Source organism: Stenotrophomonas sp. UBA7606 (assembly GCF_002477705.1).
Lineage (GTDB): Bacteria > Pseudomonadota > Gammaproteobacteria > Xanthomonadales > Xanthomonadaceae > Stenotrophomonas.
In genome coordinates this window covers 1-14420 of record NZ_DLJW01000068.1, presented here as the reverse complement: position 1 = coordinate 14420, position 14420 = coordinate 1, and the positions used below count along the sequence as shown (strand labels likewise).

Genomic DNA, 14420 nt, shown 5'->3' with positions numbered 1-14420 from the left:
CGATGCAACCAGGTATAGAACTGGGCGTCGCCACGGAAATTCCCGATCGCGCGGTAGGCGCGGACGAAAGTGTCCTGGGCCACGTCCTGACATTCACTCCAGTCGGCGATGTAGCGCCCGATCAGCGCAATGATCCGATGCTGGTACTTGCGCACCAGGACATCGAACGCTGCGCTTTCGCCGCGCTGCACGCGCCGGACCAGTTCCAGGTCCAGCTCCTGTGGTGTTTCAACCTCGGCCATTCGGGCCGCACTCCTGTCAGCCCAACCGACGTCGGGCAATATGACCGCTACTCGCGGCAAAAGTTCAGTCCCTTCCGCAGAGGGGGCCGCACCAGCTTTTAACTCCCGTTCGGTTAGCCTGCGGGGACCGCTGCTGCCACGAACGCATCACATCCCCAAGCATTGGGATTTGACGGCGGGGAAACAACCTCTGGATCATAGCGGTCTTCTCCATACACAACCGGATGGAACGTCCCATGCTCTCAGGCTTCGACGGGCTCCGCTTCAATCATTGGCATACCGAGCTGCGCGAGGATGGCGTGGCTGTACTCAGCCTCGACCGCAAGGACAGCCCGGTCAATGCCATGTCGCAGGACGTGCTGCTGGAACTGGGCGACATCATCGAGCGCCTGGCCATCGACCCGCCCAAGGGCGTGGTGGTGCGCTCGACCAAGGCGGCCGGCTTCATCGCCGGTGCGGACCTGAAGGAGTTCCAGGAGTTCGACCGCCGCGGCACCGTCAACGACGCCATCCGCCGCGGCCAGAGCGTCTACCAGAAGCTGGCCGAACTGCCCTGCCCGACCGTGGCCGCCATCCACGGCCACTGCCTGGGCGGCGGCACCGAGCTGGCACTGGCCTGCCGCTACCGCGTGGCGTCCAACGATCCGTCCACCCGTATCGGCCTGCCCGAGACCCAGCTGGGCATCTTCCCGGGCTGGGGCGGCAGCTCGCGCCTGCCGCAGCTGGTGGGCGCGCCGGTAGCGATGGACATGATGCTGACCGGCCGCCCCCTGTCGGCCTCGGCCGCGCGCGGCATTGGCCTGGTCGACAAGGTCGCCGCCCCGGCGGTGCTGGTCGATGCGGCGGTCGCATTGCTGCAGACCGGCGTGACCCGCCCGTTCAAGCAGCGCGCCACCGCCTGGGCCACCAATACCTTCCTTGCCCGCAAGATCCTGGCCCCGCAGATGGCCAAGCAGGTCGCGCGCAAGGCCAAGAAGGACCAGTACCCGGCGCCGTATGCGCTGATCAGCACCTGGGAACGCACCGGTGGCAGCCCGATCCAGAAGCGTCTGGATGCCGAACGCCGCGCCGTGGTCAAGCTGGCCAGCAGCCCGACCGCGCGCAACCTGATCCGCATCTTCTTCCTGACCGAGCGGCTCAAGGGCCTGGGCGGCAAGGACTCGGGCATCAGGCACGTGCACGTGGTCGGTGCCGGCGTGATGGGCGGCGATATCGCGGCCTGGGCGGCCTACAAGGGTTTCAACGTTACCCTGCAGGACCGCGAGCAGCGCTTCATCGACCCGGCCATGACCCGCGCGCAGGCGCTGTTCGACAAAAAGGTGCGTGACGAGAGCAAGCGCCCGGAAGTGGCCGCACGGCTGAAGGCCGATCTGGCCGGTGACGGCGTTGCCGATGCCGACCTGGTGATCGAGGCCATCATCGAGAACCCGGAAGCCAAGCGTGCGCTGTACCAGACGCTGGAGCCGAAGATGAAGGCCGATGCGCTGCTGACCACCAACACCTCGTCCATCCCGCTGGTCGAGCTGCGTGATCACATCCAGCGCCCGGCGCAGTTTGCCGGCCTGCACTACTTCAACCCGGTCGCGCAGATGCCGCTGGTGGAGATCATCCACCACGACGGCATGGCGCCGGAAACCGAGAAGCGTCTGGCTGCGTTCTGCAAGGCGCTAGGCAAGTTCCCGGTGCCGGTGGCCGGCACGCCCGGCTTCCTGGTCAACCGCGTGCTGTTCCCGTACATGCTGGAGGCTGCCACCGCCTACGCCGAGGGCATTCCCGGCCCGGTGATCGACAAGGCTGCGGTCAAGTTCGGCATGCCGATGGGCCCGATCGAACTGCTGGATACGGTGGGCCTGGACGTGGCCGCTGGCGTGGGCAAGGAGCTGGCGCCGTTCCTGGGCCTGCAGATTCCGGCGGCGCTGGCCACGGTGGAACAGGGCAAGCGCGGCAAAAAGGACGGCCAGGGCATCTACAAGTGGGAGAACGGCCGCGCGGTGAAGCCGGAAGTGGCCAAGGACTACCAGGCCCCATCGGACCTGGAAGACCGCCTGATCCTGCCGCTGCTCAACGAAGCGGTGGCCTGCCTGCACGACGGCGTGGTGGCCGATGCCGACCTGCTCGATGCCGGCGTGATCTTCGGCACGGGGTTTGCCCCGTTCCGTGGCGGCCCGATCCAGTACATCCGCGCAACCGGCGCCGATACCCTGGTGGAGAAGCTGAAGACCTTGCAGGCCCGCCATGGCGACCGATTTGCACCGCGCCAGGGCTGGGACATGGCGGTGTTGCGCGAGCCGGTGGCTTGAGATCTGCGCCTGATTGATTGAACAAAAACGGAGCCGCGAGGCTCCGTTTTCTTTTGCCGCAATGATTGGGCGCGCTGCGCCCCCCTCTCCCCTCTCCCCTCTCCCCTCTCCCCACCCCTCTCCCGCAAGGGGAGGGGGCTCAGATTTCGGCGAGATGAAGCGATGCTTGAAGCTGCAGCTTGCAAAGCCCCTCTCCCCTTGCGGGAGAGGGGTTGGGGAGAGGGGGAAAGGGGACGCGCAAAGCGCGCTGTTCAGCGGTGCACATGGCCGTGATGACCTTGCTCATCCGGCCCGTGCGCATGACCTTCGTGATCATGGTCGTGGTCACCACCGCCCGTCTTCTTGTCAGCACAATCATCGCCGCAGTGATCCGCTTCAACCTGCACCGTTACATGGTCGATATCAAACCGCTCGTGCAGCATGTCGGCCACTTGCCGGCGCAAGGCATCCGGCGCCTGCCCATCCTGCATCACCACATGCACGGTCAAAGCCGGCGTGCTCGACGCCAAGGCCCACACGTGCAGATCGTGGATGCCGGCCACCCCTGCCTGCTCGCGCAATGCAGCTTCGATGTCCTTCAGCACCACGCCCTTGGGCACGCCCTCCAGCAACACGTTGATCGCATCGCGCAGCAGCACCCAGGTGCGTGGCAGCACCCACAGGCCAATCAGCACCGCCAGGATCGGGTCGACCAGGGTCCAACCGGTGAAGTGGATGATCAGGCCGCCGGCAATCACCGCCACCGAACCAAGCATGTCGCTCCACACTTCAAGATAGGCGCCCTTGACGTTCAGGCTCTCACCACTGCCGGCACTGAGCAGGCGCATCGCGATCAGGTTCACCACCAGGCCGAATGCAGCCACCCACATCATGCCGGTGGAGGCAATCGCCTGCGGCTGCTGGAAGCGCTGTACGGCTTCGAAAAGGATGTAGATGCCCACGCCAAACAACAGCAGGCCATTGGTTACCGCACCCAGCGCCTCCAGGCGGGCATAGCCATAGGTGCGCTTGGCATCGGGCGGGCGCCGGCTCAGGCGGACCGCGGTGAGCGCGATCATCAGGCCGATGGCATCGGTGGCCATATGCGCTGCGTCGGACAACAGCGCCAGGCTGTTGGTCCAGAACGCACCGATGACTTCCACCACCAGATAGGACGTGGTCAGCCCCAACGCCCACCACAGGGGCTTCTCGTGGCGGATCTCACTGGGCAGGTGGTTGTGGTCGTGACTCATGGCTGGCTCCCGGAAACGAAGCCAGCTTAGTCAGCCCGGCGCGGCGGAGACTATTACATCGCCACCACCCGGTTCAGCGATCAGCGGGGGCCGAGCACCGTCTGCATGTCATCGCCCTGCGGCATGCCCGAGCGCATCTGCACGCTGCCATCGGCATCCTTGAAGATGATGCCCGGCGTCCCCTGGAAGCCCAGATCCAGCATCGCCGCCTCGTTGGCGCGCAGCTTGGCCTGTACCGCCGCTGGCACCGTCGCCAGCGGCTTGATGCCGCCCTTGGCGAAGTCACGCTCGTTCTGGATCAAGGCCTGCTCCGGCGATGCCGCGCCGAGGATGGCAGCGGCCTTGTTGGCGCTGTCCTCGCGGATAACGCCCACCAGGATCTGCCGGATCTGCACCTTGCCCGCGGCTACCCACGGCTGCGCAGCTTCCCAGAAACGGTTGCAGTACGGGCAGTTCGGATCGCTGAAAGAGTAGATGATGCGCGGCGCATCGGCCTTGCCGTCGCGCACCCAATGGCTGGCTTCCACCTTGGCCCAGGCCTGTTGGCCCATCGGCTCGGACACCAGCTCCTTGAGCTTGGCGGCGCTGACATCCTCACCCTTGGCGTTGACCAGGGTGCCCACCACGGCGTATTCGCCATCCTTGGACACGTAGACGCCCAACGGCCGCTGGCCGGCCACGCCGGCATAGCCGGTCAGGCCAACCGGGGTCTCGAACGTGCCCATGAACTCGACGCCCTGCGAGCGCAGGGTCTTGACCACCGCCGGCTCTTCGGCGGCTGCCGGCTCTTCGGCGGCTGCCGGCGCCTTGCCCGCGGTGGTGGCCGGCGTGCCGGCAGTCTGTGCACATGCAAGGGGCGCCAGGCTCATGGCGGACAACAACAGCAGCATCGTACGGGAACGCATCATCAGGTATCTCTTGCGGTAAAGGGGTTATTGCAGCTCGCGCAGGCGCGCTTCCAGGGTGGCGCGCGACAGCTCGCCCATATGCACGCTGCGCAGCCGTCCATCGGCGGCAAAGAACAGAGTGGTTGGCAGCGCACGGGCACCGGTCTGTTGCATCACCCGGGAATCGGCGTCCAGCAGCACGTTGTGCAACTGCATGTTCTCCACACGCAGGTAGTCGGCGACCTCATCGCTGGTTTCACCCTGGTTGGCAAACACGAACTGCACCTGTGGGTGCGCCTGCTGCGCCTGCGCCAGCACCGGCATTTCGCGCCGGCACGGCCCACACCAGGTCGCCCACAGATTGATCACCGTCGGCTTGCCGGTAAACGCCGCCAGCGGTGCCGACTGGCCCTGCATGTCCACCAGCACCGCATCAGGCAGCGGAATGGAGGCGCGCTGCATCGCAAACAGCACCATGCCGCCCATCGCCCAGAACGCCGCACCGGCGGCCAGGCCCAGCAGCACCGGCTTGCGCAGCAGGCGTTGGCGGGTCTTCCACAACGCGTAGGCAGCGGCCACCAGCAGGCCCGCCCAGATCGTGTAGCCACCATCACCCAGGCGGATGATGGACAGCGGCTGCGCCAGGTAGTCACGCGCATGCAGGGCCACGTGCGCAAGCCGCGCACCCAGCAAGCCGAGCAGGAAGGCATCCAGCACCACCGCGCCGGCACGGCTGCGCAGACCGTCAGCCGACGGGCTCAAGGCCCGCGCGAAACCCCAGCCTATGGCCAGCGCCAGCAAGGCCACCACGGCCATCATCGGGAAAGGGCCGGCGCTGATCATCGCGCGCGCCCTGCGCTACCCAGCACAGCAGAACTTGAACAAACAGTGAACACAGCTATCAATACAACATCCTCAAACATCGGTGTTTCCTGCCGATAATGGTCGGCTGCCACTGGCACTCTACCGATTGATCGCATGAATATCGCCCCCTCTTCCATGCCCGACACCAACAGCAGCGCCCTGGCGGCAGCCTGGAGACAAAGCCTTGCTGCCGCTGGTCCGGACGCTGCGCAGGTGTTGGCAAGCCTGGCCGACGACCATGCCGCCGCGCTTGCCGCGCATTTTTACAAGGTGATGATGAACGACGCGCGCGCCTCACGCTCGATGTCACACGACCAGGTGCGGGTGCGGCTGCAACCGGCCATGCAGCGCTGGGTACGCGACCTGCTGCAGGCCGATGACGGCAATGTCGAGCAATTGATCGCCAACCAGCGCGTCATTGGCGATGTGCATGCACGCGTGGGCATTCCGGTGGATCTGGTCACGCGCGGTACCCGCGTGCTCAAACAGCGTTTGTTCCAGTTGATCGGCGAACAGGCCGGGCACGGTGAAATCGCGCACACCGCCATCGCCAGCCTCACCGCCTCTTTCGATATCGCGCTGGAAGGCATGACCCTGGCCTATTCCAATGCCCGCGAGCGCTCTTCGCGCACCGATGCGGCCTACCGGCTGTTCTCGCTGGTACAGAACGTCAGCACCGAGCGCGAACGCCAACGTGCCCTGCTGCTGGATTGGGAGAACACCCTGCTGTACGCGTTGGCCGCACAGGCCGACCTGGGCAGCTTCAAGAGCCTGGCGCGTTCGGAATTCGGCCTGTGGTTCAACCACAAGGGCATTCCCAGTTTCGGCGAAAGCTCGGAGACCGTGCAGATCAGCAGCCTGATCCGCGAGGTCGACCAGCTGCTGCAGCACACCTTGCAGCAGGACAGTGCACCGGCCGAACGCTCCATTCAACTGCAGGAAGTGCGTTCCAAGGTCAGCCAGGTACGTACCCTGCTGGGCATGCTGTTCGAACGCATCGGCGAGTTGGATGCCGGCTGTGACGCGCTGACCAACCTGTTGAACCGTCGCTTCCTGCCCACCGTGCTGCGCCGGGAAATCAAGCTGGCGGAAAAATCCTCCGGCAGCTTCGGCGTGCTGCTGCTGGACCTGGACCACTTCAAGACCATCAACGATGAACACGGCCACGAAGCCGGCGACCGTGCCCTGCAGCACGTGGCCGGCATCCTCAGCCAGTTCACCCGCGGCAGCGACTACGTGTTCCGCTACGGCGGCGAGGAGTTCGTGGTGGTGCTGGTGGCGGTGGATGAACGCCAGGCGCTGGTGATTGCCGATGGCTTGTGCCGGCGCATCGCCGAGACCCCCGTCACCCTGGCCGACGGCCAACTGCTGGCGGTGAGTGCCAGCATCGGCGTGGCGCTGTACGACGGCCACCCGGACTACGAACGGGTGATGGCACGCGCTGACGCAGCCATGTACCAGGCCAAGAAGCAGGGCCGCAACCGCATTGTGCTGGGTCACGACACCCTGCCCGATGCCCCGGGCCGTGCTGCATTGCGCCGCGACTGAGCCGCGCCGCGCAGCAAACCGATAGCACATGCGATGGGCGCAGCCGCGCCGTAGGCTGGACGCAGGTGCATCAGGCACCGCGCCCCGGAAACTGCCATGCCCCTGCTTTGCGCCCTGCTGATCCTGATCCCGCTGCTGTGCAGCGTCCCGTACGCCCAGGCGCGCGAGGTACCGGAGCCGGCTGCGCATGTGCACGCCGACGGCCCCTACGTATTCCGTGACGGCAAACGCCTGCAGGCGCAATGGATCTGCGATGACCAGGTGGTCACCCGCCAGCTTCGCCGCAAGCGCGATATCGCCCGCGGGTTTGCGCCGGCGTGTGGCTACCCACAGCCATTGTTGATCGGAGCAACGGCCGACCCGGCCAATGCGGTGCTGCCGGCGGCGTCCCGCATCGTCGCCGTCTCCGATATCCACGGCCAGTACGCACTACTGCTGCAGTTGCTGCGCGCCCACCATGTGATCGACCCGCATGACCGCTGGGCATTGGGCCAGGACACACTGGTGATCGCCGGTGATGTCTTTGATCGCGGCCCCCAGGTCACCGAGGCTTTCTGGCTGCTCTACAGCCTGCAGCAGCAGGCCGCCCAGGCCGGTGGCGCCGTGCACTTCGTATTGGGCAACCACGAAACCATGGTGCTGTACGACGACCTGCGCTACGTCAATCCCAAGTACCTGCGCAGCGCACAGCTGCTGGGCCGCAGCTATCCGCAGCTGTATGGCAGCGATTCGGTGATCGGCCAATGGCTGCGCACCCGGCCGGTACTGCTGCGGATCGGCGACACCCTGTTCCTGCATGGCGGCATCTCGCCGGAGGCCTTGCCGCTGGCGCTGGACCCGGCAGCTACCAATGCCGCCTACCAGGCCTCGCTGGGCCGCCCCAAGGCCGAGGTCAAGGCCGACCCGGGCACCGCGCCGCTGTATGACGGCAAGACCAGCCCGATCTGGTACCGCGGCTACTTCGATGGACGCCTGGATACCGCCGGCGTGCAGAACGTACTGGACAGCCTCTCCCTCAAGCGTATCGTCGTGGGCCACACCTCGATGCCGCATGTCAGCAGCTTCCATGGTGATCGCATCATCGCCATCGACAGCAGCATCAAGAATGGCGAGAACGGCGAGCTGCTGTTCATCGAGGACGGCAAGCTCAGCCGTGGCCTGCTCGATGGCAGCCGGGTGCCGCTGGCTGAAGGCGTGATCGGCGGCGACGACTGAGGTCCAGCCCTGCGCTTACTGCAGCGCAGGAAAATGGGGAGCGCTGCTTCGAGCGCGGCGGCGCGGCGATCCCGCTGCTGGAAAGCCCGTAGAAAAGGCAGCTCGCGCTCTCAGGGCAAACCGGCACTTTTCCTGGCACCGGACAATCAGATCGGCCGCCGCTGTGCGGCGCCTAACGATGTATTCCTGGCCAAACCGCACGCTGTCCACGCGCAACGCTGGAACAGCTGATGTGCACGTGTGATCAACTCGCTGCAAATCGTTGACAGCGCCCCCCCTGCACCAACATCTTCAGCGCACGCAGTTCATCTGCCGCTGCACGAACACACTGCTGCGCAAACGATGAAGGGAATGCATTCCCTCCATCACGGCAGGGCTTCCTCGCTTGTACCGACCCTGCAGGCTACAGGCACGCCTTCAACGGCCAAGCATGGCGCCCCCGCTGCAACCCTCCAAGGCTGATGCCGCCAAGGGTCACCCAAGAGACTCCTACCGCCACTGACAACCCGAACGTCCTTGCACCGCCACTGCAGCACCTGACTACCGCCGAGGTCCACACCGGCCATCTGTAGTCACCCGCACCTGCGTCCTCTCCCACGCAAGGGCACAAGAACGATTGCCAACACCCTTTCCAGTCCTCGTGGCCAGTCATGACCACGCCGGGCGGCTGCGCGCGCTCGAAAGCCCCAAGGGCGTAGCCACGCAGAGGCCGCAACGCCGTAAACCACATGCCGGGATGACATGACCGGCTCCAACGGAGAGCACGATGAAGTACCTGCAAGCCGCCCCACGCCACACCCCGCTCCAGCAACCGCGTCGTACCCGCATGACCCTTGCATTGCTCATTGCGCTGGCAGAAGTGCCCACCGTCTTCGCGCAACAGGCGGCGCCTGTGGCCGAGCCGGAAGCCAAGAACCTGGACACCGTGATGGTGCGCTCCACCCACCAGGTCAAGCCGCTGCAGAGCACCCCCATCTCGATCAGTGTGGTAACGGCCGAACAGCTCGACCGCACCAACATGAGCAGCATCTCCGATCTGCAGTACGTAGCCCCGGGCGTTTCGTTCTCGGCCACGGCCGGCACCGCCAACGGTGGTGGCTTCCAGGTGCGCGGCATCGGCACGCAGGCCTTCAGCGTTGCCTCCGAGCAGACCGTGGGCACGGTGGTGGACGACGTGGTCATCGGCATACCGCGTGATCCCGGCGTGGCCGGCTTCAGCGACATCGAGCACATCGAAGTCCTGCGTGGGCCGCAAGGCACGCTGTTCGGCAAGAACGCCTCGGCGGGCATCGTGAACATCAGCACGCGTGCCCCGGAGATCGGCACCACCGGCGGCTCGGTCGCGTTGTCGCTGGGCGAGCGCAACGAGCACGTGGCACGCGTAACCGGCAACCTGGGCATCTCGGACACGTCGGCACTGCGTATTTCCGCCTACTACAAGGACCAGGACGGCGCTACCGCCAATGCGTTCCATGACTGGAATGTCGGTGACCAGACCGGGCGCGGCATCCGCGGCAAGTGGCTGTGGTCGCCTACCGACCGACTGGACATCCTGGTTGCAGCCGAACGCCAGACCTTGTTCAACCGCAACATCGCCACGCTCTACAGTCTGGGCACGGACACAAACTACAACGCGAGCCTGGCCGGCTTCGAACGCATCGGCGGCGACAGCTTCACCAGCCAGGCCGACGCCGATGCTTTCGCCTTCCAAGGCGTGACCGGCTTTTCCGCCAAGGCCGACCTGCGTCTTGCCAACGGTGCGCAGCTGACCTCCATCACCGCCTACCGCGCCTCCACCGTCAACCAGATCCATGACGTGGACCAGACGCCCGCGGACTTCCTCAACAAGAACATCACCACGATCCGTGCCCATCAGATCAGCCAGGAATTCCGCCTGGCCGGCACCGCGCAGGACAACCGCCTGGACTACGTGCTTGGCGCCTACTACGCCAACGTCGACAGCACCTACGAGTACTACGCCTACGGCGGCTTCAATTTCGATCCGGCGCCGCCCAGCGTATACCTCTCCCTCACCGGCCCAAGACAGCATATCCACGCCGACACCAAGAGCCATGCGCTCTACGCCAATGTGGGTTACAAGTTGACCGACCGCTGGTCCACCAGCGCTGGGCTGCGCTACACGCATGACAAGGTGGCCGCCTCCATGACGCCCATCGACATGCCCACCGCCGAAGGCAAGCCGGTGATCTACCTGGGCACGATCCTTCCTTCGCAGGCTGGGATCAGCAAGGAAAACGTCTCTGGAAAAGTCGCCCTGCAGTTCCAGCAGAATCCCACGCTGATGTGGTATGCCAACGTCGCCACCGGCTACAAGGGCCCCACCGTCGACCCGATCTGGAACGAGTCCAACCTGATCCAGCCGGAGAAATCCACCGCCTATGAACTGGGCGCCAAGACCCAGTTCTTCGACCGCAGCCTCACCGTCAACGTCAGCCTGTACAAGGCCGATTACAAGGATTTCCAGGCCCAGGTCTACATTCCGGAAACCCTGGGCTGGGCGATGTCGAACGCAGGTGAGATGCGCACCAAGGGCGCCGAGCTGGAAGTGAGCTGGCGTCCCAGCGCCGATTTCTCGCTGATCGCCACCGGCGCGCTGACCGACGCCGAGTTCCGCGACTACTTCACCACCTGCGAGAGCAACCGCGATGCCCCCTGCCGCATCGTCGACGGCGTCCTGCAGGCCGACCTGACGGGATTCACGCCGCCGTATGTGTCCAAGTACAGCTACTCGCTCAGCGGCAACTACTACCACGCCCTGGGCAACGGCCTGGCCATCAACGCCAATGCCGGCTGGAGCTACCGCAGCCACTTCTACAACACCGCCTCGCAGTCCTCCACCCGCACGCCGGGCTACGGCGTGGCCAACCTGTCCATCGGTCTGGGGGCCGAAGATGGTCAATGGGAAGTATCGGTATACGCACGCAACCTGCTGGACAAGCACTACCGCAGCTTCATTGACGCCAGCCCCACCATCAACAATGGGGGCACCATGCAGTTCCTGTCACCGGACAGCTTCCGCACCGCCGGGGTATCGCTGACCTTGAACTTCTAAGCGCTGCCACACCCACGATGGGCGTAGTGCAGGCCTCTCCACGCGTTGTCGGCTGCCACCGCACAACGCGCCTGCACTGCGCTCTCGAAGGCAGCACCAAGCCGCCGGCAGGCCAAGGCGACCCAGCGGCCTGCGGCTGCACTCATGCCGGCTACAGCTGCGGACAACGGCTCTGCGCCGGCGTTCAGGGAACCTGCCCATTGCGACACCGCGGTGCCGTCGCAGCGTTCACTTTCCGGCCACCGGCAAGCACGATGGCCTCAATCCGCCCGCATCAGCCTCACCTCGTCCATTCCGGGCACTGCGCCTACAATAGCGGTCCTGTGCCCTCGCCCGGCAAATTGAAGTGGACTGCGCGTGACCGAGAAAAAGCCCGAACACACCCCGTTGATGAAGCAGTTCTTCGCAGCCAAGTCCGAGTATCCGGACCTGCTGCTGTTCTTCCGGATGGGCGATTTCTACGAACTGTTCTATGACGACGCGCGCAAGGCCGCGCGCCTGCTCGACATCACCCTGACCCAGCGCGGTAGCTCCGGCGGTGCGCCGATCCCGATGGCCGGCGTGCCGGTGCATTCCTTCGAAGGCTATCTGGCGCGACTGGTGGCAGTCGGCGAGTCGGTGGCGATCTGCGAGCAGATCGGCGACCCGGCCCTGGCCAAAGGCCTGGTCGAACGCAAGGTGGTGCGTGTGGTCACCCCCGGCACCGTCACCGACGAGGCCCTGCTGGACGAACGCCGCGATACCTTGCTGATGGCGCTGTCACGCAGCAAGGCCGGCTACGGCTTGGCCTGGGCCGATCTGGCCGGCGGCCGCTTCCTGGTCAATGAGGTGGACAACGACGACGCGCTGGAAGCCGAACTGGCCCGGCTGGAACCGGCCGAGCTGCTGGTGCCCGACGAAGATAACTGGCCGGAGTTCCTACGCCATCGCAATGGCGTGCGCCGCCGGGCGCCGTGGCTGTTCGATGCCGACAGCGGCCGCCGCCATCTGCTGAACTTCTTCAAGCTGCATGATCTCAGCGGCTTCGGCATCGACGACAAGCCGCGCGCCACCGGCGCCGCCGGCGCCCTGCTCGGCTATGTAGAGGAGACCCAGAAACAGCGTCTGCCGCACCTGACCGCCATCGCGATGGAGAACGCCGGCGAAGCGATTGCGATGAACGCCGCCACCCGCCGTCATCTGGAACTGGATACGCGCGTCGATGGCGACACCCGCAACACCCTGCTCGGTGTGCTCGACAGCACCGTCTCGCCGATGGGCGGACGACTGCTGCGGCGCTGGCTGCACCGCCCGCTGCGCCTGCGCAACGTGCTGCAGCAACGCCACCACGCAGTTGCCACGCTGATTGATCGCGGCAGCGACGCCGACCTGCGCGACAGCTTCCGCGCGCTTGGCGATATCGAGCGCATCCTGACCCGCATGGCGTTGCGCTCGGCGCGCCCGCGCGACTTTTCCACCCTGCGCGATGGCCTGGGCCTGTTGCCGACCATCAATGCACAGCTGGACACGCTGGATTCACCGCGCCTGCAACAGCTGCGCGCCGAGCTGGGCTCGCACGATGAAAGCGCGCAGCTGCTGGCCAGCGCCATCGCCGAGCAGCCGCCGCTGAAGCTGTCCGATGGCGGCGTGATCGCCGAAGGCTACGATGCAGAGCTCGACGAACTGCGCCGCCTGTCCACCCACGCCGACCAGTTCCTGATCGATCTGGAAGCACGCGAGCGCCAGGCCAGCGGCATCGCCACCTTGAAGGTCGGCTACAACCGCGTGCATGGCTATTACATCGAGATCAGCAAGGGCCAGTCCGACAAGGCGCCGGTGCATTACACCCGCCGCCAGACCCTGACCAATGCCGAGCGCTACATCACCGAGGAGTTGAAGAACTTCGAGGACAAGGTGCTGTCGGCCCGCGAGCGTTCGCTCAGCCGCGAGAAACTGTTGTACGAAGGCCTGCTCGACATCGTCGGCGAGCAGTTGGAGCCCTTGAAGCGCTGTGCCGGTGCATTGAGCGAGCTGGACGTACTGGCCGCGTTTGCAGAACGCGCGCAGGCATTGGACTGGGCGCAGCCGGAACTGCAGGAAGACGCCTGCCTGCGCATCGAACGCGGCCGCCACCCGGTGGTGGAAGCGGTGCGCGAAGCACCGTTCGAGCCCAACGACCTGGACCTGCACCCGGACCGCCGCATGCTGGTCATCACCGGCCCGAACATGGGCGGTAAGTCGACCTATATGCGGCAGAACGCATTGATCGTGCTGCTCGCCCATATCGGCAGCTTCGTGCCGGCCAGCCGCGCGGTGATCGGCCCGATCGACCGCATCCTGACCCGTATCGGCGCCGGCGATGATCTGGCCAAGGGTCAATCCACCTTCATGGTGGAAATGGCCGAGACCAGTTACATCCTGCACCACGCCAGCGCCCACTCGCTGGTGTTGATGGATGAAATCGGCCGCGGCACCTCCACCTACGACGGCCTGGCCCTTGCCGACGCGGTGGCCCGCCACCTGGCCTACCAGAACCGCTGCTACACCTTGTTCGCCACCCACTACTTCGAGCTGACCGCGCTGGCCGACGAGAGCCACGAAGGCGGCGCCAGCGGCATCGCCAACGTGCACCTGGATGCGGTGGAACACGGCGACACGCTGGTGTTCATGCACGCAGTGAAGGACGGCCCGGCCAACCGCAGCTTTGGTTTGCAGGTAGCCACACTGGCCGGCCTGCCCAAGTCGACGGTGGCACAGGCGCGCCGCCGTCTGGCCGAGCTGGAACAGCGCGGCGGTGAAACCCAGAGCGCGGCAATGGCGCCACAGGCCTTGGACGCACCGCAGCAGTTTGGTCTGTTTGCCGCGCCGAACTCAGCGGCACTGGATGCACTGCAGGCGATCGACCCGGATGAACTGACACCGAAGCAGGCGCTGGAAGCGCTGTACCGGGTCAAGTCGCTGATCTGAACCGCAACACCTGTAGTGCCGAGCCGTGCTCGGCAGAAGCCCCCCCGGGCAAACCCACCCGGTAGTGCCGAGCCATGCTCGGCATCGGGCTCTACCGATACAGCCTTTGCCGA

Annotated in this window: 9 protein-coding genes; 5 read left to right on the top strand and 4 right to left on the bottom strand. The window is 65.6% G+C overall.

Features of this window, described 5'->3' with window-relative positions; translation table 11 throughout:
- The coding region (locus B2527_RS09035; RefSeq protein WP_293708592.1) for a sigma factor at positions 1-242 on the bottom strand (242 nt) is incomplete at its 3' end.
- A gap of 236 nt (positions 243-478) precedes the next feature.
- On the opposite strand from B2527_RS09035, the gene B2527_RS09030 reads away from it, so the two are divergent.
- Entirely contained in the window at positions 479-2542 is a 2064-nt protein-coding gene (locus tag B2527_RS09030; RefSeq protein ID WP_293708591.1) for a 3-hydroxyacyl-CoA dehydrogenase NAD-binding domain-containing protein, read from the top strand.
- A gap of 251 nt (positions 2543-2793) precedes the next feature.
- Here the strand turns inward: B2527_RS09030 and B2527_RS09025 are convergent, their stop codons facing one another.
- From B2527_RS09025 to B2527_RS09015, 3 genes are all read right to left on the bottom strand, one after another.
- Positions 2794-3774, bottom strand: coding sequence for a cation diffusion facilitator family transporter (locus tag B2527_RS09025; RefSeq protein ID WP_293708590.1), 981 nt, complete (start codon positions 3772-3774; stop codon positions 2794-2796).
- A gap of 80 nt (positions 3775-3854) precedes the next feature.
- On the bottom strand, positions 3855-4682 hold the full coding sequence (gene dsbG, locus B2527_RS09020) for a thiol:disulfide interchange protein DsbG (RefSeq protein WP_293708588.1): 828 nt from the start codon (positions 4680-4682) through the stop codon (positions 3855-3857).
- A 24-nt stretch (positions 4683-4706) separates the two neighbouring features.
- Positions 4707-5504 carry a TlpA disulfide reductase family protein gene (locus tag B2527_RS09015; RefSeq protein WP_293708586.1) on the bottom strand — a complete coding sequence of 266 codons (798 nt, stop codon included), beginning with the start codon at positions 5502-5504 and terminating at the stop codon, positions 4707-4709.
- A gap of 141 nt (positions 5505-5645) precedes the next feature.
- On the opposite strand from B2527_RS09015, the gene B2527_RS09010 reads away from it, so the two are divergent.
- The 4 genes from B2527_RS09010 to mutS all read left to right on the top strand — a co-directional run bounded on the left by B2527_RS09010 (position 5646) and on the right by mutS (position 14307).
- The gene (locus B2527_RS09010; protein WP_414717047.1) at positions 5646-7073 is read left to right on the top strand and encodes a GGDEF domain-containing protein; all 1428 of its coding nucleotides are present in this window, start codon (positions 5646-5648) and stop codon (positions 7071-7073) included.
- Between the two features lie 96 nt (positions 7074-7169).
- Positions 7170-8288 carry a metallophosphoesterase gene (locus B2527_RS09005; RefSeq protein WP_293708583.1) on the top strand — a complete coding sequence of 373 codons (1119 nt, stop codon included), beginning with the start codon at positions 7170-7172 and terminating at the stop codon, positions 8286-8288.
- A 766-nt stretch (positions 8289-9054) separates the two neighbouring features.
- Positions 9055-11361: a TonB-dependent receptor gene (locus tag B2527_RS09000; RefSeq protein WP_293708581.1), complete on the top strand. Its 2307-nt coding sequence runs from the start codon at positions 9055-9057 to the stop codon at positions 11359-11361.
- A 390-nt stretch (positions 11362-11751) separates the two neighbouring features.
- On the top strand, positions 11752-14307 hold the full coding sequence (gene mutS / locus B2527_RS08995) for a DNA mismatch repair protein MutS (RefSeq protein ID WP_293708593.1): 2556 nt from the start codon (positions 11752-11754) through the stop codon (positions 14305-14307).
- Positions 14308-14420: the final 113 nt, after the last annotated feature.

Bases quoted from the DNA above. Each gene is read 5' to 3' on its own strand.
- B2527_RS09025 (WP_293708590.1), bottom strand. From the start codon at position 3,774: ATGAGTCACGACCACAACCACCTGCCCAGTGAGATCCGCCACGAGAAG.
- mutS (WP_293708593.1), top strand. From the start codon at position 11,752: ATGAAGCAGTTCTTCGCAGCCAAGTCCGAGTATCCGGACCTGCTGCTG.
- B2527_RS09030 (WP_293708591.1), top strand. From the start codon at position 479: ATGCTCTCAGGCTTCGACGGGCTCCGCTTCAATCATTGGCATACCGAG.
- B2527_RS09015 (WP_293708586.1), bottom strand. From the start codon at position 5,504: ATGATCAGCGCCGGCCCTTTCCCGATGATGGCCGTGGTGGCCTTGCTG.
- dsbG (WP_293708588.1), bottom strand. From the start codon at position 4,682: ATGATGCGTTCCCGTACGATGCTGCTGTTGTTGTCCGCCATGAGCCTG.
- B2527_RS09000 (WP_293708581.1), top strand. From the start codon at position 9,055: ATGAAGTACCTGCAAGCCGCCCCACGCCACACCCCGCTCCAGCAACCG.
- B2527_RS09005 (WP_293708583.1), top strand. From the start codon at position 7,170: ATGCCCCTGCTTTGCGCCCTGCTGATCCTGATCCCGCTGCTGTGCAGC.